We start from the raw sequence: 26,061 nt of genomic DNA, 5'->3' as shown, positions 1-26,061 counted from the left end.
GTTCCAGAATTTCGGGGGCACGGGCGACGGACCGGCCCGTGAGGCGACGTGGGGTCGCCGTTCGCCGAACACTTGAAGCGATCGGGCGCGAGTCGAACGTTTGACGGAACACCCGCGAAGGGCCGACATGGCGCATCGCGATCAACCAACAGGCTAGCTAGCCGCCCGCCAGTGAATGAGTTCGGAGCACCAGCAACCCTGCCATCGTGCCCGGAACTTGGGGAGACCACGACCATCGACCTACCAATGATCAATGTGGAGTCTTTGTCGAAGACGTTTTCCCTGGCGAGCGGGAAGGAACTCAACGCCGTCGACGGGGTCTCGTTCGAGGTCCACGCGGGGGAAGTCTATGGGCTCCTGGGTCCCAACGGCGCCGGGAAGACCACGACGCTGCGCATGCTCTTGGGACTGCTCCCCTCGTCGGGCGGATGGGCTTCCGTCGCGGGCTTCCGATCGGATATCGAACCCGAGGAGGTCAAACGGCGCGTCGGCCTGGTCACCTCCGGAACGGGTGTCTACCGCTGGCTTAGTCTTCGCGAAATGCTCGCTTTTTTCGCCGATCTCTACGGCGTCGCCCCCGACGTGACCAAGGGACGGATCGACGAATTGGCGGGGCTGCTCGGGATTTCGCATCTGCTCGATCGCTCCTGTTCGACGCTCAGCACGGGCCAAAAACAACGGGCTTCGCTGGCGCGGGCGCTGATTCACGACCCTTCGGTGGTCCTCTTGGATGAGCCGACCGCGGGATTGGACGTGATGGGGTCGCAGCTCGTGGCCGCCTTCATTCGCCATCTGCGCGAACTGGGCAAAGGGGCGATCCTCTGTACCCATCGTTTGGAAGAAGCCGAGCGGCTTTGCGATCGGTTTGGCCTGATGTGTGGGGGCCGAATCATCAGCGAGGGAACGCTCGAGGAGCTGCAAGCGCGAACCGGATGTGAAACGCTCACCGACATGTTTCTGCAGCTTTCGGGAGAGGCTCCGTTTCTCGAACCGAAGGATCTGGCCGAGGTCAAGGAGGTCGCTTCGTGAACGATGGCAAGGATGCACGGGTGCCGTCGCTTCCCAGTGGGCTTCCAGCGGTGTCGACCAAGCGGGGCGAACTGCTGCGCTGGGCGCGGCTGGCTCGCAAGGAACTGCGCGAAACGTTGCGTGATCGCCGGACGATCGTGACCCTCGTCGTGATGCCGCTGGTGCTCTATCCGTTGGTGACGATCGCGTTTCAGACCTACTTGCTCAGCAACGCGCCGAGGCCCGATCGCATCGTGTACCACCTCGGGTTCGTGTCGCCCGAGGACCGGGCGATCTTTCTGAACCTGCTCAATGTCGCGGCGCAGTTCGAGCCCTACGTCCCGGAGGAGGAGCCCCGCGTCGAGCAGGCCAACGCGCTGCTGCCGAACTCGACCGAACCGGTCAAGGAGGCGATCGGGCGACTCTACCTGACCGAGGATGTCGAGGATGCGGTTCAGGGGATCAACGTCGATGTCGGCGTTCGGCGCGGCGAGTCGTCGCCCCAGCTCGACGAGTCGTCGAAGACGATCGAGATCGACTGGGAGTTCATTGTTCGCGAAGGGAACCCGCGCGGCCGAAAAGGGGTCGACTTTCTCAAACGCAGGCTCTCGCTCGCCAACCAGGCGATGCTCCAGGCCCGCTTGCAGTCGCACGGGGACTTGCAACGGGTGATGCCCGTCCAGAGCAAAACCATCACCGTCAAGTCGGAAGAGGAGGAGGCGGCGATTCCGTTGGCGGCGGTCCTGCCGCTGATCCTGCTGATGATGACGATCACCGGGGCGGTCTATCCCGCGATCGACTTGACGGCCGGGGAACGCGAACGGGGGACGCTCGAAGTCCTCATGGCCGCGCCCGTGCCCCGCGTGAGGCTCTTGCTGGCGAAGTACTCGGCGGTCCTCACCGTCGCGCTGCTCACCGCGAGCGTCAACCTGCTGATGCTGCTGATCACCCTCCGGCTCAGCGGGCTGGGCAAGACCCTGCTCGGCTCCCAGGGACTGACCGGGTCGACGATGGTGGCGCTGGCGCTCTCGCTGTTTCTGTTCGCGGCGTTCTTCTCCGCGGTGCTGCTGGCGGTGACCAGCTTCGCGCAGAGTTTCAAGGAAGCGCAAGCGCACCTGATCCCGCTGACACTGGCCGCGCTGGTGCCGGGGGTCGCGAGCATGTTGCCGGGGATTCAACTCAAGCTCGGTTTGGCGGTCGTGCCGCTGCTGAATATCTCGCTGTTGGTGCGCGACCTGCTCAACGGGGCAGTCAAGCCGTCGATCATGGCGGTGGTGATCCTCTCGACGTTGCTCTATGCCATCTCGGCGATCGCGCTGGCGGCGCGCGTCTTCGGGTCCGACCAGATGCTCTACGACACCGAGACCCGTTGGCGTGATTTCTGGCGGCGGCGCCGAACGCCGATCGACGCGCCGACGCTCAGCGGCGCGATGGGGTGTATTTCGCTGATCTTCCCGCTCTTCATCTTGGCCAATGGGGGGATCGCCCAGAGTTCGCTTCAGGCCCCGTGGCGACTGTTTTGTGCCGCCGTGGCGCTGTTGATCGTCTTCGGACTCTTTCCGTTGCTGGCGGCGTGGATGGGGAACGTGACGCTGCGAAAAGCCTTCGCGTGGCGCGGTGCGAGTCTCCTCGGATTTCTCGCCGCGATCCTCTTCGGGCTTTCGCTGTGGCCGCTGTGTCATGAGCTCGTGGTGGCGACAAACCTGCTCGGCTTCGAGACGGTCGATCGGTCGATTCTCGAACGCGGCGCGGTGACGGTAATGCGGCTGCGAAAAATGCCTCCTTGGCTGGTGATCGGGGCATTGGTCCTCGTTCCCGCGATTGCCGAAGAGTTCTTCTTTCGAGGATACTTCTATCGAACACTCGAGCCCCGACTAAGTGCGGCGCGGACGATTCTCGTGACCGCGGTCCTCTTCGGGCTATTCCACGTCGTCAGCGCCCAGGGCATTCTCGTCGAGCGGCTCTTCCCGAGCCTGCTGATGGGCTTGGCGCTCGGCTGGGTCCGCTACCGAACGGGGAGTATCTTCCCACCGATGTTGCTGCACGCGTGCCACAACGGGCTTGTCGTCTTCCTGTCGTTTCGGTCGGATTTCCTGTCGAAGATCCAGTTGCTGACGGTCGACTCGGCTCACTTGCCACTCTCGTGGTGCGCGGCGGCGGTGCTGGTGTGCGTCGGTGCCGTCATCGTGATGGAACGCTCCCGACCGACACCCATGCCCACGGAATGTACCTGATACCGCTCCGATTGATGTTCGTGGAACCTCGCTCGCGGCCGCGCCCGCGGGTCCGCTCGGGGTTCGCGCTGGCCGAATGGTGGTCGGTCTTTTCAAGAACTCGCTGGACATTTTGGATCAGTGTTGGAGAGTAGACCTGTTGGGGGGCGAATCCGCGTGTCGCGTGGTGTTCGGCCACGCCACCAAGGGCGAGGAGCGTTCGAATGGCGAGTTTGATCCGAGTGGGTATCGTCACGCTGGTGGCGGTTGGGGTTGGACTCGGCATCCTCGGCTACGTCTTCGTCGCCGAAACCGGTGCCTTCAGCGATCCGGTCACGCTCGGACCGGGCAAGCCCTTGCCGAAACCCAAGCCGGTCGACCCGCCGGAAGTCGGGGCTGGGATTTGGCCGCCAAGCGAGGGGGAGCGCTACCCCGACTTCACGCTGATCGACACGCGGGGGAACGAGGTCCAGCTTGCGTCCTTCTCCGGGCAGCCGCTCTTGATCGAGTACGTCGGCATGCCCTGTCCGGGCTCGCAGGGATTGGCGGGGGGCAGTCTCTGTGGCGGCTTTGGCGGGATGCAGCCTCAGCCGCGCTTGGCCTCGATCGACACACTGCTCCGACGATACGGGAAGATCGAACCGACCGATGAACGGCTACAACTCGTCTCGATCATCTTCTACGACATGAAGATGAAGCCGCCGACCGCGGAGAGCTTGCAAGCTTGGGAGAAGCACTTCGGGCTCGACAAGTTCGACAACATGATCGTCCTCGGGGGAAGGAAGGAGCACCAGCACCCGACGATTCGCGGGATGACCCCTGGGTTCCACTTGGTCGATCGGGAATTCAACCTGCGAGCCATCGTGACCAACGGTTCCGAGACGAAGATCTGTGACCTCTTGCGGGAGGCGAAGCGAGTCGCGTACATCGAGGCGACGCCGGAGGACTGGTTCCGAACCCCCAATCCCAAGGTTGTCGGCAAGGTCGCCGAGGCGTTCCGCGACCATCCCTCGCGCCCGCTTCCCAAGGAAAGTAGGCGGCTCAAGCGGGAACTCGACCGGCACTATCCCGCTTATGTCGCGCGTTTGATGGTCGATCCGTATCTCCAGCAAGACGACGCCGACAAATCGAAGGATAGCGATGAGCTGGCGCTGCTTCAGCAAGTCGCGCAGCTCTACCCCAAGCAAGGGACTTCGGAGCAAGTCGAACTGGCGTTTGAGCACGGCCGGCGCGCCGTCGAGTCCGGCGGCCGCGACCCACTCGTCCTGACTGCGTACGGTTACGTCTTGTGGCGGAAGAAGGTCTATCATCGCGCCGAGGAGGTTCTTCGCGACGCGGCCGAGCTCTTTCCGAAGAGCGATTACCCCATCCTCACGCGGCGTTTGGCCCCCTTGTTCCTTGGCAAAGTCTTGGTCGGCACCAACGATCTGTTCAAGCAGCGCGAAGCCGGGAAGTGGAATCGGCAAGCGTGCCATGAGTATGTCGAGGCCGCGAAAGGCCCCTTCACCCCGGAGGAGAAGCGTTTCTACGGCTACGAACGCGAGAACATCCTTTACGATCACATCCCCGATCGCAACTACCTCATCGCCAAAGCGATCGTTGCTGATGGGCGGGCCGACCCGTGGATTCGCGACCTTGTCCTCGGCGCTTACCATCAAGAGATTGCGTGGGCCGCGCGCGGCAGTGGCTACGCGCGGACGGTGACCGACGAGGGGTGGCGCTACTTTGGGCTTCATCAGGAGGCGTCGCGAGCCTACTACCTCGATGCGTGGGATCGTCATCCCGAGCTTCCCGAGGGGGCCCGGCAGTTGGCGAGGCTCTCGATCTCCCGTGGTGGAGTCGCCGACGAAACGATGCGTTTCTGGTTCGATGAAACGGTCGCGGCCCAGTTCGACTACTATCCGGCATACGAACACATGCGCTGGGGGAAGCGTCCCCGTTGGGGGGGCACGCATCACGAGATGATCGCCTTTGGAGTCGAGTGTCTCAACACCCATCGCTTCGACACCTACGTGCCGTTCTGCTTCTATGACGTCATCAATGACATCGGCGGCGAGTTGAGCGAGCGTTCCGACGCCTTCCGCATGCCGGGCATCTACGAGAACTTTCGCGACCTCTACGAAGGGGCGCTGGCGGAGCCTTCCTTCGACGTCCAGCAACGCTTCAATCTGAAGACGAAGTACGCCGGGATTTGCTGGCTCTGTGGCGAGTATGATGAAGCGGCGCGACTGCTCTTGGAACTGGGGCCGAACATTTCGACCAAGTCGCTCGAGGAGATCAAGGTCCCGCTGGTGAAGATGCTCGCCGATTTGCCGGAAGTCGCTCCCCCCAAGCCGGCCAAGGACGAACGCGTCGCCATCCCCTAGTGTCGCATCGATTCGTTGGCCAAAACTCTTGGGGGACACAAGGATCACGCTTGCGTGGGCACAAAGAGGATCACGCTTGCGTGGGCACAAAGAGGATCACGCTTGCGTGGGGATCCTGGAACGCCGTCGGCCCCATTGACTCGGCATAGCTCCTAGGAGCAGCAGATGAGGCGCGAGAACAGTTCGCGGCCCGCTCCGAATCGCTCAACGTTCCGCGAGCGGACCATCCCGAGATTCGGCCGTCACCGGAGACCGATCAGCACGTAAGAATCATTGGGAGTCCCGCCGACGCGTGATTCATGTGGTGGTCATGAGCTTGCGTCCGCGGAGTCCACGGGGTGGGAAACGATGTCAGTCGACGAAGTATGGCGATTCATCCTCAGGGTTCACGACGATTACCGACTGCGCAAACGGCTTACGTTCGTCCAAGCCAGCGGCGACGATGTCTTGCCCATGCTGGTCGAGATCGCCAACGATGAAGGCTTCGCGATCACCGCCGACGACTATCGGCAGGCCTTCGCCAACGAGATGAAACGACAGTACCGCCAAGCGGGGTTGGAACCGCCGGAGGTCTCCCTCGAACAACTCGCCGGGGTCAAGGGGTTGCCGGTGGTCCCGCTACTCTTTGGCGAGCGCTCCGGCAGCTTCGGCTAGCAGTCCGATCATCCAAGAGGGCCAAGGCGAGAACGAGCCCTGTTGGCCAAGATCAAGGAGGAAGCACGCAGGCGAATCCGTAGATTTGTCGAGGTTATTCAACGCCGAGATTGGTCAGAAGATCGGTTTGCAGCCGGCAGCGAATAGACCAACGGGATGCTAGGTTCGGTCTCAAAAGTTGGCTCTGGCTTCGGCTGGCTACGTTGCCGCGGGACTTTGTCCGTCTGCATCGACGAATCCAACGGATTCGCCTGTTTCGACTTCCTCGTCCCCCACCAGCTCGCTGTGCCTCGGGCCGACGATCGACTTTTGAGACGAAGCCTCGTGTCCTGATTGGCAAGTTCGTTACATTGAATCTCGGCCCTCAGTTCGTGTGGAAGATTGCCCAATCATAGGCGTGTTCCGCATGCCCACGCCAGCGTGATCCTCTTTGCATGCCCACGCCAGCGTGATCCTCTTTGCATGCCCACGCCAGCGTGGAGCATGGCACCCAAGCCGAAACGGAGCCTCGCGCTCCTTTGGCACTGGCTGACAAGCAGCCAACGGCACCAAGAAATTCGATGGACCAGAGGACTAGGGCTAGGACGTGAGGACGGTGGGAGAGCCGGCGCCGGTGGCGGTGGTGACGGGGACTCCGCTGGCGGGATTGACGCCCATGACCGGCGTGCTCAGCCGGTTGACGGGACGGCCGCAGGCGAGGACGGTGAAGCTGCCGACGCCGACCGTTCCGGTGCAAGCGGCTCCGGTGACCGCGTCGCCGGTACACGAGACGGGGGCGACGCCGATGATGACGGTGGGGGCTCCGGGGCCGACGATCGCGTCGCCGGTGAGCGTTGGAATTCCGAGAAAGGCTGTCGGGAACATTCGCTTGGATCCTCTTGCCGGGGAACGAGTACCCGCCGACGCTGTTCCTCTTTTACGATCTTCGCGTGCCCGATGGCGAACGAAAGCCGCAAGTTTTGGCCGAGTGTTCGACGACGACGCTCGCGTCGGTATGCGGGAACGACGCGATTTGCGCGGCTCGCATGAGTCCTCGGACCTCCTCGGCGAAGGAAACGTCCGAGATCACGACACGCCGGCGAGGGCCATCTCCAGATCCTCGATCAGATCGTCGGGATCCTCGAGCCCGATCGAGAGCCGAATGAGGCTGTCCTCGATGCCGTGAGCAAGTCGGTCCTCGCGATCGTAGCTCGCGTGCGACATCGAGGCGGGCTGCTCGATAAGTGATTCGACCGCGCCGAGACTGACGGCGAGTTGAAAAAGTTTGGTCCGGCCGACGAATGACTGGGCCGCCTCGAAGTCGGCATCGAGCTGAAAGCTCAGCATCCCGCCATAGCCACCCTTCATCTGCTTGGTCGCCGTCTCATGCCCCGGATGATTGGCCAGTCCAGGGTAGAAGACCTTCGAGACCTTCGGATGTTCATCGAGGTAGGTCGCGATCCGCAGCGCCGAGCGGCAGTGCTCGCGAACGCGCAGTTCGAGGGTCTTGATGCCGCGCGAGCAGAGGAAGGATTCGAACGGGGACATCACCGCGCCGGTCGCGTTCTGGACAAAGTAGAGTCGATCGAAGAGATCGCGATCCTTGACGACGAGGGCGCCGCCGAGCAAATCGCTATGGCCGCCGAGGTACTTGGTCGCCGAGTGCATCACGATGTCGAGACCCAACTCGAGCGGTCGGGTGAGGACGGGACTGGCGAAGGTGTTGTCGACCGCCGAGAGGATGCCGTGTTTTTGGGCGACGCCGGCGCAGGCCTCGAGGTCGGTGATCGTCAGCAGCGGGTTGCCGGGCGACTCGAGCCAAAGGAGCTTCGTCTTCGGGGTGATCGCCTTTTCGAAGGCCTCGACGTCGTGCGGCGGCACCAGGGTCACCGTGATCCCGGAGCGATTGATGATCTTGTGGAAGAGGCGATAACTGCCCCCGTAGATGTCTTGACCGGCGACGATGTGATCGCCGGCTTCGAGCAGCATGGTCACGGCGTGAGTCGCGGCCATGCCGGTGGCGAAAGCCAGGGCGTTGGTGCCGCCCTCGATCGCCGCGAGGGTCTCCTCGAGGCGCGCGCGGGTCGGGTTGCCGCTACGAGCGTAGTCGAACTTGCCCCAGTCGCCGGCGCCGGGTTGGACGTAGGTCGAGGCGACATGGATCGGGGGAACCACCGCTCCGGTCTCGGGGTCCTTGTGATTGCCGGCATGGATCGCTTGAGTTCGGAAACGCATGGTGGATCTCGTCGAAGGTGATCGGGTGCTGGACCGCGGCGACCGCTGGTGTCGTGTCTGTTGTAAGTATTCGGGTGCCACTGGCTGCTTGTCAGCCAGCGAGAACAGCTTGCATTGATATCAGTCGAATGTCGGCGTTTGACAAAACACAAGTGTTCCGTCTAATCGTCGACAGCAGGTATGTTTGGTCGTTCTCTCATGACTCGAGCACTGGCTGACAATCAGCCAGTGGCACCCGTCGCTCGATAGCCGATAGCCGATCGGCTAGATCGCGTCGAGGGCGGTCTTGAAGTCGTCGAGGAGGTCGTCGGTGTCTTCGATGCCGAGCGACACGCGGATCATCGCGTCTTCGATCCCGACGGCGGCGCGCTCTTCGGGGGTCATGTTGAAGTAGCTCATCAGCATCGGCTGCTCGATGAGCGACTCGACCCCGCCGAGGCTCGGGCCAATCCGAGGGATCTCGACCTTGTCGATGACTCGGCTGGCGGTCTCCGCGTTTCCCTTGACGGTGAAGGTCAGTAGGCCGCCAAATCCCTTCATCGTTTGGCGGGCGATGTCGTGGTAGGGGTGGCTTCGCAATCCCGGGTACCAGATGCGTTCGACCTTCGGGTGATCGTGGAGGAACTCCGCGAGGGTGGCTCCATTCTGGTTGTGTTGTTGCATGCGAAGCGAGAAGGTCTTGAGGCCGCGCTGGAGCAGGAAGCCGTTCATCGAGGAGTTGACGGCTCCCATGATACCGCGCAGATAGCGAACCGACTCCATCTTCTCGGCCGAGCCGATCACGACGCCGGCCAGGAGATCGTTGTGGCCGCCGAGGTATTTCGTGGCGGAGTGCAGAACGTAGTCGATACCGTAGTCGAGCGGGCGGAGGTTGTACGGCGTCGCCAGCGTCGCATCGATCATCGACTCGACGTTTCTGTCGCGGGCGATGGCGATGAAGCGCTCGAGATCGACCACCGAGAGGTGCGGGTTGGTCGGCGATTCGGAGACGAGCATCTTGGTGCGATCGTCGATCGACCGTTCGAGGGCCTCGTAGTCCCCCGTGGGGATCTGGCGCGACTCGACGCCGAAGCGCGAGAGATGCTTGACGCAGAACTCGCGACTGCGGTGGTAGCACTCGTCGAAGAAGACGACGTTGTCGCCTGCGCTGACTTTGGACATCAGCAGGCCGACGAACGCGGCCATGCCGGAGGAGAAGAGGACGGCCGCCTCGCCTCCTTCGAGGGCCGCGAGCTTCCGCTCGACGACGCGCTCGTTGGGGCTGCCGTAGCGTCCGTACTCCTCTCGCTCGGTCTTTTTCTCCGCGAAGGCGCGAACGTCGTCATTGGTCTCGAACGTATAGGTCGAGGTACAGAAGATCGGATCGGTCATCGCGTCGCCGAATTTTTGACGCTGCTCGCCGGCATGAACACTGACGGTCGAGAGACCAGATCGTTTCGTCATGGTGGTGCCTGAGTTACAGAAGGGGCCGTGACTCGAACACAGTGAAGACTGCGTTGGGAGGGGGATCGCTCCACGGACTCCGTTTCGGGTTCCTGCCGCCGCACACGGGCGTTCGGCTTCTGGTTTCACGGCCGCGTGCCGCCCGAGGGTCCGCGACGGCATCGCCAATCATGTTGGTGTTTTAGGTTTGCGGATTCTCTCTTTCAACTTGGCCGGGGCGCCCGCGGCCGACGTTCTTGGGCGTCGCAGGCACGATGACCGAGCGAAGTTGCGCGGGAGATCGGCGCCCTGGGCGACTATAATGGCCGAAAGCGAAACAATGCCGCCCTCCACGGAACGATCCATGAGTCAGTCACGGGAAACGATCGCCTATTTGACGGCGGGCGCCGCCAACATGTTCTGCGGCAGTTGCCTGCGCGACAACGCCCTCGCGGGAGCGATCCAGCGGCTCGGGCGCGACATCGTGCTCATCCCGACCTACACGCCGCTGCGCACGGACGAGGACAACAACAGTCAGGAACAGGTCTACTTCGGTGGCATCAACGTCTACTTGCAGGAGAAGATTCCCTTCTTCCGCTACCTGCCGCAAGCGTTCGATCGCTGGCTCGATCGGCCGGGGCTCATTCGCTGGCTCGCGAGCTTCGGCATTCGCACCAACCCGGAGAAGCTGGGGAAACTGACCGTTTCGATGCTGCGAGGAGAGCAGGGGAATCTTCGCAAGGAGGTCGACCGGCTCGCCCACTTCCTGCAGGAAACGATCCGCCCAAGCTTGATCAATCTGAGCAACATCCTGATTGGTGGCTGCATTCCGGAGCTCAAGCGACGTCTCGGTTGTCCGGTCCTCGTGACGCTTCAAGGCGACGATCTCTTCCTTGAGGGACTTCCCGAGCCCTACTTCTCCCAGGCGCTCGAAGCGATCGCGCGGTTGGGGGATCACATTGACGGCTACATCGTCTTTAGCAACTACTATGCCGACTACATGGCGACCCTCCTGGGCGTTCCGCGCGAGCGGTTTCACATCGCCTCGATGGGGATCAACTTGATCGACTTCCATCACGAGCACCAACCCTCCGCCGACGGGGCGACGACCGAACCGCCGGCGATTGGCTACTTGGCCCGAATCTGCCCCGCCAAGGGATTTCACTTGCTCGTCGACGCGTTTCTCGAGCTTCGCAAGCGGCCGGGAATGGAGCAGCTCGTGCTGCGCGCGGCCGGTTGGCTCGGCAAGGACGACGAGAAGTTCTTCGAAGAGCAACTCGAGAAGATTCGCCGTGCCGGCGCCGAGGGGAATTTCGTGCATCACGGCAGTGTCGATCGCCAAGGGAAGGTCGAGTTTCTCAAGCGGATCGATGTCCTTTCGGTGCCAACCACCTATCGCGAGCCAAAGGGGATCTACGTCCTCGAGGCCCTTGCGAGCGGAGTTCCGGTCATCACGCCCGACCACGGCGCTTTTCCGGAGTTGCTCTCGGCCACCGGTGGCGGACGGCTCCATCGGCCCAACGACACCGAGCACCTCGCCGAGATGCTCGAGGAAATGCTCACCGACCATCCGGGCCGGGATGAGCTAGCCCGGTTGGGGAAGGAGAGTGTGCATCGGTCCTTCAGCGCGGAGATGATGGCGGCCGACACGCTGGCGATTTACGATCTTTATCTCAAGCGGCCGAGTGACCAGGAAACTCGCGAGAAGCTCGAATCCGGCGTCGCTTCCTCGGTGGTGACTGCGAACGAGGCGACGTAGGAGTCCCGCATCGTCAAGAGATCTCTTGGGGCGGTGCCCATGCTTTTATTGTGGGCATGCGGGAGTCGCCAGTGATTGGGGCAAGAGTGCCGTTCGTCGCCTGTAGCGAATACTTCAACGAATTGCTAACAGAACCTTCTCAAACCTCATCTTTAATTCGTTTGAACATCCTCCCAGTGCGAGCTATCGTTAAAACTGTGAGACGCACGGCGGCTTCGTTTTCCTTTCATTCGTACGTCCCACATGTCGGTGTTCGCGAAGCGACGTTTTGGCGACGCTTCTTGAATGACCGATCCCGCAACCATTGGCTGGGAAGGCGCCCTTTCCAGCAGCCAAGGACGACGACCCGATCGAGGTGGATGGGTCGACGTGACATCTACTCAATGTCGATGAGGAACTCTTTCTAGACCGGGGAGAGGTGGCGATGAATTGGGTCGAAGGACTCTTCGTTGCCGTGGTCGCGCTTGCCACTGGCATGACAACCCTAGTGGCCATTCAAGCGGAGCCGGCACCGGAGGTTTACACCATTCTCGCGTTTTGCGCGGTCAATGGGGTGGCGGTGTTGGCGGTGATCGGGTCGGAGTTGCGTTGGAACCGCTATCCACGCTGAGTCTCTTGCCGACTCCGTCTCACTTGGCGCGGCAGTGGTGCAGGAAGATCCCCGCGGCGATCGCGACGTTGAGCGATTCGCAGCGTTCGGCGATCGGAATCGTCACCCGGTGATCGGCCATCGCGATCCATTCCTCGCCAAGCCCCGTTCCCTCGCTTCCCAAGAGCAGCGCCATTCGCGCCGGCCGCGCGAACCGGTCCAAGGGGACTGCCTCCGGACCCACCACCGTCGCGACCAGTTCGAAGTCCCCGCGTCGCACTTCCTCCAAACCGGCTTCAACTCTCTCCATCGTCGCGACGGGCAGCTTCAGCACGGCCCCCATCGATGCACGCAGCACCCGCCGAGAAAACGGATCGGGAGCGCCCTCGCCGAGAAGGATCGCGTCGGCCCCGAGCGCGAGTGACGTCCGTATGATCGTCCCCAGGTTGACCGGATCTTGCACGCCCAAGCAGACCACGAGCGTTTGCCGACCGGGTTCCGCGACGACCGCCGACAGTGGCGGCGATGCTTGCCGGTGAGCGCACGCGAGGACGCCGCGATGAAAGCGAAATCCGACGAGGCTCTCGATGAGGTCCTTGGTCGCGACGTAGAGGATGGTCCCTGGTGGCACCATCCCCTGATAGTCGCGGGCGATTCGTTCCTCGACGAGGAGAGAGTGCGGTTCGAACGACGACGAAAGCAACTGGTCCACCAGCCGGCTCCCCTCGGCGATGAAGAGCCCTTGATCGCGAAGCCGGGCGGCTCCCTTCAGGTCGGCGAAGTGCCCGACGCGCGGATCGTCCGCCGACGCGATCGGAATCAATTGGGACGAATCTTCGTTGGTCATGGTTCGGTCGGTGCAATCGCGGACATGGATCGTTCGCTCTCAACGCGGCAGATGCGGACACGGAACGCTTCGTACCATCGTGATCGGCCTAGTTCCTGGGCGACGAGATGGTCGGCGTGTGCTTTCCAGGCCTTGATCGACGCCAGATCCTTCCAGTACGAGACGGTGATTCCCAACCGACTGGGGTCGCGAACCGATTCCACGCCGAGGTAGCCCGGTTGCTTGGCGGCCAACCCGAGCATCCGCGCTGCCATCTGTTCGTACGCGTCGCTCTCCTCACGCCGCCGGAGCGACGTGAAGATCACGGCGTAGTAGGGCGGATCGACATCTGCCGCGAACTCGAACATGCTCCTCCCGTGGGATCGTCCCCGTCGTTTGACGTCACTGACTTGTTATACGCACCTTTCCGCCGTGGAGTCTCTTGAGCACGCTTCGCGGGTCGAGGATGATAGAGCAACTAGCCGCTTCCGAATCGTGGAAGCTCCATTACAACCCGAACGAATCGTGCCGTCGAGCTGCCGAGGAGCTTGCGGCACTCCCGCCAATGGAAGGTGAAGCGATGTCCGACCAGGAGAAGGCGAAGCTCAACCGACGTGATCTGCTCAAGGGGACCGGCGCCGCGGCGCTCGCGGGAACCGCCGCCGTTCACACGGGGGAAGCTGGTCCCGCCGACAAGGACGGGAAACGTCAAGCGTCGCTCATCGAGCGAGAGAACGCCAAGGAGGGAACGCTCGACTGGCAACTGACGCGGGTGCGCGTCAATGACGGCAAGTACCGGACATCCCTGATCGAGGGCTACGCGTCGCGCCAATCGGTCGCCGCCGGCGAGACGATCACCTTCCACGTCAGCACCAAGCCCGCTCGACGCTTCCTCCTCGACCTCTACCGGCTGGGCTACTACGGCGGCAAAGGGGGAAGACAGCTCGCGACGATCGGGCCGCTCCAGGGTAAGACGCAGTCCGTCCCCGAGATCGGCGAGCGGCGGATTCGCGAATGCCGTTGGGAGCCGAGCCATCAACTCACCATTCCCAACGACTGGCCGAGCGGCGTCTATCTCGGCAAACTGACGACGGTCCCCGACTCCCCGTCCGAGCCCTATTGGCAGAGCTACGTCATCTTCGTGGTTCGGGACAACCGCCCCGCCGAGGTCGTCTTCCAAGTCAGCGACAACACCTGGCAAGCCTACAACCGTTGGCCGGCCAACGAGTCGCTCTACACCGATCCCAGAGGAGCGCATGCCCCCGGCGTCGCGGTCAGCTTCGACCGACCCTACGGCAAGTACGTGCAGATCTACGACCATCCGCTCTCGATCGGATCGGGCGAGTACCTGCTTTGGGAGTATCCGCTGAGTTACTGGCTGGAACGGCACGGCTACGACGTGACTTATGTCTCCAATGCCGACACGATCGAGGCCGCAACGATCTCTCGCGGTAAGGTCTTCCTCAGCGTCGGCCACGACGAGTACTGGGATCCGCGGCAGTTCCACGCGACCAAGGCCGCGATCAACACCGGGACGAGCGTGCTGTGGCTCTGCGGCAACTCGGTCTTCATCGACTCGCCCTTCGAAGGGTCCACGTCGGGGCGGGAGAAACGAATCATTTCGCGGCGCGGCTGTTTCGGCGAGCTTCGCGACGAGGAACTCGAAAGCTACCGACGGCTCTTCGACACCTTGGAGGGGACCGCGCCCGACGAGCGGGAGATCATGGGCGTTCGCTCGGTCGTGCCGTTCAATGGCGGCGGCGATTGGACGTGTCGTCATCCCGACCATTGGGTCTTCGAGGGGACGGGGATGAAGCGGGGCGAGTCGATCCCGGGGCTTGTCGGTTGGGAGCACCATGGCGAACCCGACCTGTCGATCCCCCATCTCGAGGTGCTCGCCGAAGGGCCGATCTGGTCGGGCGGGACGCGGGAGGGTAAGTACACCTCGGTCATCTTTCCCGGTCCGAAGGGGAACATCGTCTTCAACGCGTCGACAATCTGGTGGCCTCAGGGCCTCGCTAGCCCGCCGGGGCATATCCTTCCCTGGTCTCACTGGTCGCGGCCGCATGGACCGGACGAGCGCGTTGAGCGCATGACTCGGAACCTCCTCGCACGTGCCCTCGGTTGATCGCAACGTATCGGTCTGGCACGAGCAACTCGCCGGTCGTTCACCTCGACACGCCGTCATCTTGGGCACATCGCGCCGGGCGGCGTTCTTTGGCAAACCTTCGGGGTTTCGTGGATCGTGATGCTCGGGTCCGCTCAGTCGTAGGGGCTGGCCGACCTGCGCCCAAGTCAACGACCTTGTCCAAGACGATCGCTGCGCCGATTGTGCGTCCGACGATCGGTGAATTCCCATGGGCGAACTCGCTCGAACTTCAGTCGACCTCCCGTTTGCCGGATATGTTCCCGTTAGTCATCGGACGTGCGACGTGCCGAAGGCCGAGCTCGAGAGCGTTCGCGAGGCGTGGAGTCCTCAGCGCGAACGGCGTTGCTCGCTCGGTTCGACAGCGGACGTCCCGCAACTCTGGCTTGAGCGGCGTTGCCTGCCTGCCCCAACCGGAGCGACCGATGACCACGGTGTCCGTTCGCGAGGTTGACCAATTGTTCAAGAGGGTCTTCGCCATGCGCTGGAAGCAATATTTCTCTCTCGTCGTTGCCGGCGTTCTGCTGGCGCAGACCGGTTGCAGCTTCAACTGGTGCATCGGTCGGCGATGCTTTAGCTGCGCTCCCTGCTGTGTTCGACAAATGGCGCCGCCGGCGCAGGGTGGTGGAGGTGGCTGCTGCTGTCAGCAACCGATGGCCGCCCCGGTCTACGGTCCGGGAGCAACCGTTGCTCCTCCGGTCATGATGGGTCCGTAGTGCGCTGGTTGTTTCGGAGAATCGCGAAGTCTCGGGTGCCACTGGCTGCTCGTCAGCCAGTGCCAAGAGATGAAAGGCTCCATGAACACCGACTTCAAGCTGGGACTGTGTGCTAGTCTCCTGATGGGCAAATTCGTCGTCCACCGTTTGTGCAGCATCTTGCCGAATCAAAGGCGAGTTCAGCATGCCCACGGCGGGCGAGTTCAGCATGCCCACGGCGGGCGTGGGCATGGCACCCGACACACTGGCTGACAAGTAGCCAGTGGCACCCGACTCACTGGCTGCTAGACGGTGCACCAGTAGGTCGCTTGTGTGCTGTCGTGTCGACAGTCGGCGTTCAGGGGCAACAGGTCGCGGGAGTCTCGCTCGTGGGCTGACGACCATGGTCTCGGGCGTAGCTCACCATGGCGGTCTTCAGGATCGTCAAGGCCTTCTCCCTCGAGGCGAAGCCCTCGCAACGAGCCACGTCCTTGCCTTTGTAGTTCGTGAACCACGTCTCCAGAATCGAGGTCGCGCCCGGGAGGCGATCGTCGAGTTCGCGGAGATCGGCGATCTGGTCGTAGGGGGACCGAAGCGGGACGGCGAGGAGTTTGTCGTCCTGTTCGCCCCGATCGACGAGGCGGAGCACCCCGACGATGCGCGCCGGGACGACCGCTCCCCGAGGCAACGCCGGTCCGAGCACGACCACGTCGAGTGGATCGCCGTCCCCGCCACGATCCTCCGGCAAGAGCGTCCGGGGAATCATCCCGTAGTTGGCCGGGTACGCGAGATAAGCCACGTTCCGCGGCGCGCCGTCGAGATGGGTCCACGTCAAGGCGCCCGAATCCTTCGCGACTTCCCACTTCTGGTTGGTGCCCGCGGGGATCTCGACCACGACGTTGACGGTGCCGTCCGAATTGACACTCGGGTAGCCGTCGACGAAGTGCTTGGGGCCCGCGATCGTCTCCGCGTCGACCCGCGTGAGGCCGGGGGCGATCCTCGGGGGATCGGACGCAGGGCTCTCGCTCGCCGAGACGACCACGAACGCCACCATCACCATTGCCTGGCAACTACGCATGATTGGCTCCCATCGGGCGTGGCCCCCTTCGGGTCACGCGTTCCGTGGCCCAAGGGCGGTTGGTGGCCGTCATAGAGCGACGGGAAGCTCCTTTCCAGCAATTCGTTTCGGGAGAATCGCGGCGAAAGCTTCCGGCGACGATAAACTCCTTACATGACCATCATCTTCACTCTTTCTGCCGTCTGCGCGATCGGTTGGCTTTGGGCCCTCTCTCGCTGCATGCCTTCCTTGCAAGCTTGGAGCGAGCCGCAGGCCGAGGGCGTCGAGCCATCTCCGTGGCCGAGCGTCGCGATGATCGTTCCCGCGAGGAACGAGGAGAAGGAGCTCCCGCGTACCCTGCCGACACTCCTTCAGCAGGACTATCCCGAGCTATCGATCACCATCATCAACGACCGGTCCGAGGATCGCACCGGCGACTTGCTCGCGGAGGCCGCCGAGCGCGAGCCGCGACTTCGCATTCTCGAGGGGATCGATCGTCCTGCCGGTTGGGTGGGCAAGACCTGGGTGTTGCACCAAGGGGTCCTCGCGACGCGAAGCGAGTGGATTCTCTTCGTCGACGCCGACATTCGGCTGTCGGACGACGCGGTGCGCATCGCGGTGATGGAGGCGACGCGGCGCGAGGTCGATCTCTTCAGCATCGTCCCGAACGTCGAGTGCGAAACCTTTTGGCAGCGGACCTCGTGTCTGGCGATGGCGACGGCGTTGACGGTCGTCTTTCCCCTCGTCGAGGTCAACGATCCTCGCAAGTCGACCGCGATCGCCGCCGGTGGGTTCTTTCTCATCCGCCGGCGCGTCCACGAGGCCCTTGGGAGCGAGGAGGCGGTCAAGGGAGAGATTGGCGAGGATCTCAAGCGGGCCCAATGCCTCAAACTGGCCGGCTACCGGATGCACCTGGCCGCCAGCCGACGGATGGCCAGCACCCATTGGTATGGGACGTTGGCGGACATTTGGACGGGACTGCGCAAGAACGCCTACGCCGGGTTCGAGTTTAATCCGTGGTTTTTTCTTTCGCTCTCGGCGATCGGGCTGACCGTGGTCTGGACGCCGGTGATCGCGCTGGTTGCCGGTTTGCTCGGGATCGGGTTGGGGGCTCCCCTCGCCGCGGCGACGTTCGCTCTCGGGGCGGTTGGTTGGCTCTTTCAGGCATTGACCGCGGTGCCGATGATCGTCCATTTGGGAATTCCGTGGTGGCACGCGGCGCTGATGCCGTTCGCGTACACGCTCTACAACCTGATCGCGTTCACGAGCGCGTACGACTACCACTTCGGCGGGGGCCCTCGTTGGAAGAGCCGCTCGTTCGACCCGGCCGACTTTCGAGCCCCGAGCGGGCGCTCGTAAGAGGGATGCGAAGACCGCTCCCGCTCATCTCGACGCGGAACCGGCAACACTCGAGGCGTACTACTTCGTTGAATTGATTTCGGCTGGGGCAATGCCATCATGCGTTGTGGGTGAACAGGTTCTCGAGTCACTAGGAGACTTGACCAATGGCGTGTGATTGCTCGTGCGAGTGCTGCAAGGGTGCGTGCTGCAAGGAATCGGACAAGGGCAATTGCTGCGGCGAGTGTAAGTGCTGCAAGTAGTTGACTTGACGTGAATGAGTGGCCCGGAGACGTCAGGGTTGGAGTCTTCCGGGCCCAGCGGTCCACCGCTCGGCCACAACCCGTCTTCCCTCCGCCGCGAATCTTCATTTCCCGCTCTCACGACGAGTTCGATCGCCTTTCCTTGATCATGACCATCATGACTCGTTCTCGCCTTGGCCCGCTCAAATCAAAGGACTGCTAAGGCACGAAGTAGAAAGGATTCGGCAGCTTGAAGGTTCGCTCCGCGTAGCCGCCTTTCAAGTCGCTCTCTTGATCGCCGATGTTCAAGACTATGGTGTGTCCCTTTTCCTCGATCTGACGCCGAGCACCCGATTTGAACGGGATGACACTCGGTTGCTTGTAGTCCGCCGGCTTCATGATGAGCCGTTCGTAGCCATCGCAGCCGACCTTCGAAAGATTCCTCTCCGTCGCTTGGCGATATTGCGGGATCTCCGGTCGGCCGGTGATGAGGAAGATCGTGTAGCCGAGACTCGCGGCGGCGTCGTAGAGCCGCTTGGTGGGAAGGCTAGGGTCTTCGGCTTTCAGTTGCCAAGGCCGAAGAGATGTTTCGGGGAGGGCAAAAGTCTTCAGTCCGGCAAGAAGGACGCCGTCGATGTACTTTTCATTGCTCAGAAGTGTCTCGTCGAGATCGAAGACGACCGCGTCACCCTTCTTGGCCTTTCCTCGGGAGCGCAGATAGTCGATTCCTCGATCGACCACCTCGTTCACGGCCGCATCGTAGGGACCAGTGTGGTAGTACTCTTTCAGTGTCGCTTTGATCGCGGGGAGATTTGGCGGATCAATATCGGGGCATTGATCCGCTGCCAGAAGAATGGGTGAACTGCCAAGCAGGATGGCCCACACGAGGCGCGAGCAAGAACTCTTCATCGGATCCTCCTGTCGTCGCGAACGGAACGGTCACGCGAGGGTGCTTGGAGGAGTGTGTGGAAACGCGTTTGGGCTGGCAACGATCGAAGGATGGTTTCTTCGCATTACCGGGAGTGGTGCTAGCGGGGGGCCCGGCCGGAGGAGTAAGATGAAGTGGGGCCATTTCACTTCTTCTTACGCAACGTTCGGGGACAAGAATCATGCTCGAGCTACAACCCGCATGGGGGACGCTGGTCGATGATTTCTACTATTCCGGTTTACCGTGCGTCATGATCAAGCAGCGTCTCGGGTACTTCTGTGGCTACGTTGGCGTGCCGTCAGGTCATCCATTGGCCGGCAAGGATCCCAAGGATCCGGAGCTCGCGGCGCTCGATGTCCATGGCGGCGTCTCCTGCGCGGGGCCGGAACTGTGTGGTCACGCCGAGGACGCAGCCGACTGGTGGATCGGCTTCAACTGCTGCCACGACGGCGATCTAGTGCCATCGATGCCCTGTCAGCAGGAGCATGCGTCTTATCGCGACGAGTCGTTCGTCATCGATGAGCTACGACGCCTCGCTTCCCAACTGGCGCGGATCGGCCAGGAGCACGCTTAGCAGCCCGTTGATCTATTCGCTGCCGGCTACGAACGGCCCTCTTGGCCAACATCGCTCGTTCTCGCCTTGGCCCGCTTCCATCTACGGGCTGCCAGGCCACCACCTCGCGACCGGATGACCGTTCGTTCCAGCACGATGCGGCGGTGGACAAGCTGGGTTGGTACCCACGGCTGGTGGGTACACGGGGAGCGTCCACCTCCCGGTGCGATGACCACATGATCGCGGGACGAAATCTCCCGACCGTTTGGCGACGATCGGTCGCGTGGGGCCTCTTGCTCTTGCGGGGGCGTTCCATTTTTCGCCTGTGAAATGGTCGTGTCTCGGCTATCCTGTGAACGGGTTTCAGGTCGTGGGTCTACCGATTTGCCGTCCCGGAGAGGTTGGCGACGGCAGGTTGATGGCGAGGGACAGGTCACGATCTACCTTGCGTCGCCTCGGCGGTTGGTGGGGAGTTTGGGGAATGAGAGAAACAACGCGAAGTTTCTCGGCCGCGTTGCTTTTCCTCGCGCTGTCTGGTTGCTCCGACATCGACCCGCAACGCTACCACGCCGTTTTTCGCGTCGCGGATGAACTCGAGCACGCGACCCCCGTCAGTCTCTCGCGGCTCCGCGACACCTTCAGCGACGAATTGAGCCAACTCCAGACGGGCGAACTCTCCGAGCGCGAGCAACAGATCGTTCTGCTTTTACGGCAGGCGCGATCGCAGTGGTTCTTCGCGGACGAACTCTTTCAGGTTCACCATCGCGCGTCAAGCGAGAAGAAGCGAGCGCGGGCGCTGGTCAATGCCAGGGACTGTCTCGAGACGGGGCATCGTCTCGTCGCACGCGCGAAGCGAATGGTGTCGGCGCGCGGTTCGTTTTAGGCTCCGTCAAACGTCTATGTTCGGGTTGGCGGCTACGTAACGGGTTGTCAAGCAGCCAGTGGCATACCGAACACTCAGTTAAAGCAGTGCACTAAAAGGCGTCGACGATCTTCCCGTCGTTCCGCGAACCGAGTCGCTGGTAGGTGCTCATGTTCGCGCCACTATTGTTGCTGGAGTCGATGACGTCGGAGATGAACGTCACCGCTCCGTCCGCGAGGAGGAAGTTGGCCCCGCCGGGGTGCAGGCTCGAAGCGCCACGGGTATATCCCGCGGGGGTGTTGATCAAGCTCCAGCCCGCGCGCGTCGCCAAGAGCGTCGTTTCGCGGAAACGGATGTGGTCGGGCGGGTTGCCGCCGGAGTTGTCCCAACACTTGGTCGACGGGGAAGAGGTTCCCGCCCAGTTGGCGCCCCGCGCGGCGCTGGTGTTGTTGGTCGAGACGGCGCGTTCGCCGATCGCGATAGTCTTGCTCGTGCCGTCGGTGATGTCGGGGATCCCGATCGCGCTGTTGAAGTAGAAGATGCCGTCGACGTTGGTGCTCCAGCAACGAATGTCGAACGTGCCGCTGATGCCAAGGTAGTTGGACAGCCCGATCTGGTTGCCCCCCGTGCCGAGGATGTTTACCGGTCCGTGGGGGTTCTGACTGACCTTGCTGCCGGGCGAGTCCGAAGGACAGAGGTAGATGGGAAGCTTGGTCCGGCAAAGATCCCGTAGGGTCGGATTGCTCGAGCGGACATCCATGATGCCGTTGACGTTCAGTCGATCGTAGAGGTCCATCCGGTCGAGGTAAGGCAATAAGAACGATCCCCATGCCCAGCCGGTGTCGGTGATGAATCCCGGCGGGAACTTGCCATGAGCATCATGGTAGTTGTGCAGAGCCGCGCCCATTTGTTTCAGGTTGCTTGTACACTGCATTCTTCGGGCCGACTCGCGCGCCTGTTGCACGGCGGGAAGTAGTAAGGCCACGAGCACGCCGATGATGGCGATCACCACCAGCAACTCCACGAGGGTAAACCCACGACGATTCTTCATTCCCCATATTCCCCAGAAGATGAGATGACATGAACACCGATTCCCCATTCGGCGTCCCCCCCATTAGTCTACGCTATCGGCGAGATTCCGTCATCGACGAAAGGGGAAGGCGACGTGGGACTTCCTGGCTCCGGGGTTTCGGCAGCGAACGATTCACGGGTTGTTAGGACGACGTTTCTTCGCCCGACGGTGGTCGGAGACACCCCGGATCGTCGTTTTGGACCTTGTTGACACGCGTGCTCACCCGATCGGCTCGAAGAACCTCGGACTCGTTGGGGACGAGCAGCTTCTCGAGGAACTCTCGCTCTTCCACCTCCTCGTCGAGCCATAAATCGATCGTCTCGTCCTGTAGAATCGTTGGCATACGGTCGTGGAGATGGGCGAGCCTGGGACTGGCTTCGGTCGTGATGATGGTGCATGTCAGAAGTGGCGAGGCCGCCTCCTCCCTCTTCCACGCTTCCCAGAGGCCCGCGAAGAAGAGCACGCGGTCGTCCTCGAAGTGGATGAGGTGAGGTTGTTTCTCCTTGCCGTTGTGCCGCCATTCGTAGTAGCCATCGGCGACGACGAGACAGCGACGCCGCTTGAAGGCGGCGCGAAACGCGGGCTTGATGGCGACGGTTTCGGCGCGGGCGTTGATCATACGGGCGCCCCCCTTGGCGTCTTTGGACCAAGAGGGAACCAGTCCCCAGCGGAGAAAATCGAGCGTGCGATGCCCGTCGCGTTGGCGGACCGTCGCGACATCCTGCGTCGGCGCGATGTTGAAACGCGGCTGCAAGAGCGGATAGGGCTCCTCGATCTCAAGATTCGTCGCGAAGGCGTCGGGAGCAGTTCGAAGCGTGAAGCGACCACACATGGCGTTGGTGTCCTGATGGGGATCGAAGGGCCGAAAGGCTGTCGTCCGGCGCAGGTTCTCTCCCTTGGCCGATGGGGCACTCTCATGGTACACGACGGCACTCGGCGAGTTCACTGTCGAAGTGCTTGCGACTGTCACCGCGAACGGCGAATCTCGTACTTGCAGGAAGCGATAGGGTTTTTCACGGAGGATCGAGCGCGTGGACGAGTTCATGGCACTGGCGATCGGGGAGGCTCGAGAAGGGCTCGCCGCCGGCGGTATTCCGATCGGATCGGTCTTGGTGATCGATGGCGAGGTGGTGGGGCGAGGGCACAACCAGCGCGTTCAAAAGGGGAGTGTCGTCTTGCACGCCGAGATGGACTGCCTCGAGAACGCGGGTCGGCTCGGCGCGGCCGATTACAAGAGGTCGGTGCTCTACTCGACACTCTCGCCCTGCGACATGTGTAGCGGCGCGGTTCTTCTCTACAAGATCCCCCGCGTTGTCGTCGGGGAGAACAGTACCTTTCGGGGGCCCGAGCGGTGGCTCCGCGATCGCGGCGTTGAGGTCGATGTCATCGACAGTCCCGAGTGCGCCGATCTCATGACCGCGTTCATCCGCGATCATCCGCGGCTTTGGAATGAGGACATCGGGGAGTAGGGTCGTGAGCCTGACGCCCTGATTGGAAAGTTTGCTACATTGAATCTCGCCGCTCAGATCGTGCGGGAGATTGCCAAATTAAGGTCTCTTCCAGCGGGTAAGGGAGAGGCGGCCCTCTCCCTCCCCGTTGTCGCGATGGGGTTGCTTCCCCATATTTACCGGCATGCGGCTTTCCCGCACCGGGCGACCCCAACGACGTTGCCTCTTGCGAGGGGCGATGATCTCAGCACCGTAACGGGTAGATGTCGCTGAGGAAGATCAAGCCTCGCCGCCGGAAGTGTCGGATCGGCATGCGGCAATTGTCCCGGTCGCTCTTGCGTTTGGAACGCATGCAGCGTAGCCGCATGCGTAGCCACTGGTCCAGTTTGCGGAACTGGTTCACGCAGGTAGCTTCCTCGACGGCGAAGTAGCGAGCAACTCCCCGCACGAGGGCGTTGAGTTTCTCGACCACGGTGGCGTCGAAGTTATGGCAGCGTTTGGTCAGTATCCGGACGCGGTCTTTGAATTTCTCCACCGACTTGGCTCGCATCGTCATCGTCTGGGATTTGATGTGAAACCCCAGGAAGTCGAAGCCTTCCTGGAAGTTCGTGATCACCGTTTTCTCGGGACTGAGCGTCAGTCCGAGCCCTTGGATGATTTCCTCGACCAGTTGTCGGGCCTCTTGGACCTGGCGTTTGGACTTGCAGAGCACGACGAAGTCGTCGGCGTAGCGCACGTGGCGCAGTCCGAGTTCGTCGAGTTGCCAGTCCAGGAAGTTCAGGGCGATGTTCGCCAGTAGCGGCGAGAGCACCCCTCCCTGGGGCGTCCCCACCGTCGTGGGGTGTAAAATCCCCTCTTCCATGACGCCGGCCTTGAGCATTCGCTCGACCGTTCCCAAGATATTGCCATCGGCGACCACGTTGGCCAGGCCCTTCATGACCACCGAGTGCGGTATAGCGTCAAAGAACCCCTTGATGTCGGCGTCGAGCACAAAGCGGTGCTTTTGCCGATGGAGTTCCTTGACCCGCTTGATGGCATCATGAGCGGATCTTCCTGGCCGGAAGCCGTAAGAGTCCTCGTGAAAGAGAGCCGATCGGGATCGAACATTCTCTGCAGCACTACCACGGCCATCACGCAACTCGGCCGTTTCTGCCTGAACGCTTCGAACACTTCGCCGAGCGACATCCTTGCTGCCTCCGCGGAGAAACCTCTTGGCTTCAGCAGATATAACAGATCGACAAGACCGCGTTCGTGAACACCTTGAGAGGGCTGCCTTGTGGGGTTCGCATTTCCATCCGATCGGTACCCATGGTGCGCGAAGCGCGACCCTGGGCTTCATTAGTCAATGCCTCCGGCATAGGCCCAGCCTAGAGCGAGGCAATTGGCATGACCGACAAAGAGAAGTCCCGCAGGGTGGGTCTTGATCCACCATCTTCCCTTCTGCCCTTCTGTTTCACCTCCCGTCAGACAACAGCCTGACCGACGGCTCCATGCCTTGCCGATCCTCACCGCCACGATCGGGCTCCTCTCTGGGTGCCGCGACTTTCGTGATCGGCTGGCTATCATGGTCTGTCTGACTTTCGCCGACACGAGGAACGTGATCAGGGAGCCTCCGGGGACGTGGACTACTTTCGCGAACCGATCAAGACGATGAAGGGGTACGTCCCGGGCTTTCAGCCCCAAGGGAGCGGATGGACCAAGCTCAACACCAACGAAAACCCCTACCCTCCTTCCCCGCAGGTCCTCGAGGCCATCGAGCGAACCGCCCGCGACCGGCTGGCAATCTACCCCGACCCGGTCGCCAACGCCTTTCGCGAAGCGGCCGGCGAGCGTTTTGGCGTCCCCGCCGAGTGGGTCGTCGCCTTCAACGGATCGGACGAGGCCCTTGCCGTCCTGACACGCTGCTGTCTCGGCGAGGACGATCTCCTGGTCGTCCCCTTCCCGAGCTACACGCTCTATCACACTCTCGCGGAGATCCAGGGCTGCCGCTTCGAGGAGCGGCCCTTCACCGAGGACTGGAAACTTCCCGCGGGATTCACCACCGGGGCAAAGCTCGCTTTCGTCCCCAACCCCAACGCCCCCAGCGGCACGTGCCTGACGCCCAAGGAACTCCTCACCGTCGCCGACCAAGCCCCTTGCCCCTTCGTCGTCGACGAGGCCTATGGGGACTTCGCCGACGCGAGCTGTATCGGCAAGATCGCCGAGTGCGAACGTTTGGTCGTGACGCGCACGCTGAGCAAGTCCTACAGCCTCGCGGGCCTGCGGTTCGGCTTCGCCATCGCCCAACCCGTCGTGGCCAACACGCTGCTGAAAGTGAAGGACTCCTACAACTGCGACGCTCTTTCGATCGCCGCCGCGACCGCCGCGATCAAGGATGTCGCGTACTTCGAAACCTATCGCGACCGCGTCCTCGCCACCCGAACCCGGCTTCAGCGCGGGCTCGACGAGCTCGGCTTCTCGACCATCCCCTCGAACACCAACTTCGTCTGGGCCCAACGCGACGGCTCGGTCAAACCGATCTTCGACGCCCTGCTCGAACGCAAGATCCTCGTTCGCTACATGGCCTTCCCCGGCTATGGGGAGGGACTACGCGTCTCCGTCGGGAGGGACGATCAGATCGATCATCTTCTCGAGGAACTCCGGCGGATCGTCTAGCAACCACCGACCAC

The 26,061-nt window shown here is 62.3% G+C and carries 23 protein-coding genes; 13 read left to right on the top strand and 10 right to left on the bottom strand.

From position 1 onward, the window contains the following. Nucleotides 1-246 precede the first annotated feature (246 nt). From Pan216_RS25050 to Pan216_RS25035, 4 genes are all read left to right on the top strand, one after another. Entirely contained in the window at nt 247-1,029 is a 783-nt protein-coding gene (locus Pan216_RS25050; protein ID WP_145262503.1) for an ABC transporter ATP-binding protein, read from the top strand. Continuing rightward, a complete protein-coding gene (locus Pan216_RS25045) occupies nt 1,026-3,242 on the top strand; it encodes an ABC transporter permease subunit/CPBP intramembrane protease (RefSeq protein WP_145262501.1) in 2,217 nt (738 codons plus the stop codon). Before Pan216_RS25050 ends, Pan216_RS25045 begins: the two co-directional genes overlap by 4 nt. Nucleotides 3,243-3,445: 203 nt before the next feature. Continuing rightward, nucleotides 3,446-5,587, top strand: coding sequence for a thioredoxin domain-containing protein (locus Pan216_RS25040; RefSeq protein WP_145262499.1), 2,142 nt, complete (start codon nt 3,446-3,448; stop codon nt 5,585-5,587). 348 nt (nt 5,588-5,935) lie between these two features. Further along, nucleotides 5,936-6,241 carry a Nif11 family protein gene (locus Pan216_RS25035; RefSeq protein WP_145262497.1) on the top strand — a complete coding sequence of 102 codons (306 nt, stop codon included), beginning with the start codon at nt 5,936-5,938 and terminating at the stop codon, nt 6,239-6,241. Between the two features lie 579 nt (nt 6,242-6,820). Here the strand turns inward: Pan216_RS25035 and Pan216_RS25030 are convergent. The 3 genes from Pan216_RS25030 to Pan216_RS25020 form a co-directional block, all read right to left on the bottom strand. Further along, nucleotides 6,821-7,105, bottom strand: coding sequence for a PaaR repeat-containing protein (locus Pan216_RS25030; RefSeq protein ID WP_145262495.1), 285 nt, complete (start codon nt 7,103-7,105; stop codon nt 6,821-6,823). 201 nt (nt 7,106-7,306) lie between these two features. Next, nucleotides 7,307-8,455 carry a trans-sulfuration enzyme family protein gene (locus Pan216_RS25025; protein ID WP_145262493.1) on the bottom strand — a complete coding sequence of 383 codons (1,149 nt, stop codon included), beginning with the start codon at nt 8,453-8,455 and terminating at the stop codon, nt 7,307-7,309. Between the two features lie 264 nt (nt 8,456-8,719). After that, entirely contained in the window at nt 8,720-9,898 is a 1,179-nt protein-coding gene (locus Pan216_RS25020; protein ID WP_145262492.1) for a trans-sulfuration enzyme family protein, read from the bottom strand. A 343-nt stretch (nt 9,899-10,241) separates the two neighbouring features. Here Pan216_RS25020 and Pan216_RS25015 point away from each other — a divergent pair, with 343 nt between their 5' ends. Together Pan216_RS25015 and Pan216_RS25010 are read left to right on the top strand one after the other, a co-directional pair. Beyond that, nucleotides 10,242-11,636: a glycosyltransferase family 4 protein gene (locus Pan216_RS25015; protein ID WP_145262490.1), complete on the top strand. Its 1,395-nt coding sequence runs from the start codon at nt 10,242-10,244 to the stop codon at nt 11,634-11,636. Between the two features lie 424 nt (nt 11,637-12,060). Then, a complete protein-coding gene (locus Pan216_RS25010) occupies nt 12,061-12,246 on the top strand; it encodes a hypothetical protein (protein WP_145262488.1) in 186 nt (61 codons plus the stop codon). A 19-nt stretch (nt 12,247-12,265) separates the two neighbouring features. Here Pan216_RS25010 and Pan216_RS25005 read toward each other — a convergent pair whose 3' ends face one another. Both Pan216_RS25005 and Pan216_RS25000 read right to left on the bottom strand, forming a co-directional pair. Next, complete coding sequence (locus Pan216_RS25005; RefSeq protein WP_145262486.1) at nt 12,266-13,072, bottom strand: TrmH family RNA methyltransferase; 807 nt, start codon at nt 13,070-13,072, stop codon at nt 12,266-12,268. Continuing rightward, nucleotides 13,069-13,419, bottom strand: a complete 351-nt coding sequence (locus tag Pan216_RS25000; protein ID WP_145262484.1) for an antibiotic biosynthesis monooxygenase family protein — start codon at nt 13,417-13,419, stop codon at nt 13,069-13,071. Before Pan216_RS25000 ends, Pan216_RS25005 begins: the two co-directional genes overlap by 4 nt. Before the next feature lie 212 nt (nt 13,420-13,631). On the opposite strand from Pan216_RS25000, the gene Pan216_RS24995 reads away from it, so the two are divergent. After that, complete coding sequence (locus Pan216_RS24995; protein WP_145262482.1) at nt 13,632-15,179, top strand: N,N-dimethylformamidase beta subunit family domain-containing protein; 1,548 nt, start codon at nt 13,632-13,634, stop codon at nt 15,177-15,179. Between the two features lie 443 nt (nt 15,180-15,622). Continuing rightward, on the top strand, nt 15,623-15,913 hold the full coding sequence (locus tag Pan216_RS24990; protein ID WP_145262480.1) for a hypothetical protein: 291 nt from the start codon (nt 15,623-15,625) through the stop codon (nt 15,911-15,913). A 337-nt stretch (nt 15,914-16,250) separates the two neighbouring features. Here the strand turns inward: Pan216_RS24990 and Pan216_RS24985 are convergent, their stop codons facing one another. Further along, nucleotides 16,251-16,970 (bottom strand): inorganic diphosphatase, encoded by a 720-nt coding sequence (locus Pan216_RS24985; protein ID WP_145262478.1) that lies wholly within the window; start codon nt 16,968-16,970, stop codon nt 16,251-16,253. A gap of 153 nt (nt 16,971-17,123) precedes the next feature. Between Pan216_RS24985 and Pan216_RS24980 the strand changes: the two genes are divergently transcribed. After that, complete coding sequence (locus tag Pan216_RS24980) at nt 17,124-18,308, top strand: glycosyltransferase (protein WP_145262476.1); 1,185 nt, start codon at nt 17,124-17,126, stop codon at nt 18,306-18,308. Between the two features lie 440 nt (nt 18,309-18,748). Here Pan216_RS24980 and Pan216_RS24975 read toward each other — a convergent pair whose 3' ends face one another. Continuing rightward, nucleotides 18,749-19,438, bottom strand: a complete 690-nt coding sequence (locus tag Pan216_RS24975) for an HAD family acid phosphatase (RefSeq protein ID WP_145262474.1) — start codon at nt 19,436-19,438, stop codon at nt 18,749-18,751. A 200-nt stretch (nt 19,439-19,638) separates the two neighbouring features. Here Pan216_RS24975 and Pan216_RS24970 point away from each other — a divergent pair, with 200 nt between their 5' ends. Both Pan216_RS24970 and Pan216_RS24965 read left to right on the top strand, forming a co-directional pair. Beyond that, nucleotides 19,639-20,031 (top strand): hypothetical protein, encoded by a 393-nt coding sequence (locus Pan216_RS24970; protein WP_145262472.1) that lies wholly within the window; start codon nt 19,639-19,641, stop codon nt 20,029-20,031. 460 nt (nt 20,032-20,491) lie between these two features. Next, nucleotides 20,492-20,893, top strand: a complete 402-nt coding sequence (locus Pan216_RS24965) for a hypothetical protein (RefSeq protein WP_145262470.1) — start codon at nt 20,492-20,494, stop codon at nt 20,891-20,893. 91 nt (nt 20,894-20,984) lie between these two features. On the opposite strand, the gene Pan216_RS24960 is transcribed toward Pan216_RS24965, so the two are convergent. Continuing rightward, nucleotides 20,985-21,923, bottom strand: coding sequence for a DUF1559 domain-containing protein (locus Pan216_RS24960; RefSeq protein ID WP_145262468.1), 939 nt, complete (start codon nt 21,921-21,923; stop codon nt 20,985-20,987). Nucleotides 21,924-22,086: 163 nt separating this feature from the next. Beyond that, nucleotides 22,087-22,869, bottom strand: a complete 783-nt coding sequence (locus Pan216_RS24955) for an SOS response-associated peptidase (protein WP_419192967.1) — start codon at nt 22,867-22,869, stop codon at nt 22,087-22,089. A gap of 106 nt (nt 22,870-22,975) precedes the next feature. Between Pan216_RS24955 and Pan216_RS24950 the strand changes: the two genes are divergently transcribed. After that, nucleotides 22,976-23,413: a nucleoside deaminase gene (locus tag Pan216_RS24950; RefSeq protein WP_145262466.1), complete on the top strand. Its 438-nt coding sequence runs from the start codon at nt 22,976-22,978 to the stop codon at nt 23,411-23,413. A gap of 223 nt (nt 23,414-23,636) precedes the next feature. On the opposite strand, the gene Pan216_RS24945 is transcribed toward Pan216_RS24950, so the two are convergent. Then, nucleotides 23,637-24,731: a reverse transcriptase domain-containing protein gene (locus Pan216_RS24945; RefSeq protein WP_145262464.1), complete on the bottom strand. Its 1,095-nt coding sequence runs from the start codon at nt 24,729-24,731 to the stop codon at nt 23,637-23,639. Between the two features lie 281 nt (nt 24,732-25,012). On the opposite strand from Pan216_RS24945, the gene hisC reads away from it, so the two are divergent. Continuing rightward, nucleotides 25,013-26,047 carry a histidinol-phosphate transaminase gene (gene hisC / locus Pan216_RS24940; RefSeq protein ID WP_145262462.1) on the top strand — a complete coding sequence of 345 codons (1,035 nt, stop codon included), beginning with the start codon at nt 25,013-25,015 and terminating at the stop codon, nt 26,045-26,047. Nucleotides 26,048-26,061: the final 14 nt, after the last annotated feature.

The organism is Kolteria novifilia, assembly GCA_007748055.1.
Lineage (GTDB): Bacteria > Planctomycetota > Planctomycetia > Kolteriales > Kolteriaceae > Kolteria > Kolteria novifilia.
The sequence above is the reverse complement of the archived record's forward strand: the minus strand, read 5'-3'. Positions and strand labels throughout refer to the sequence as shown.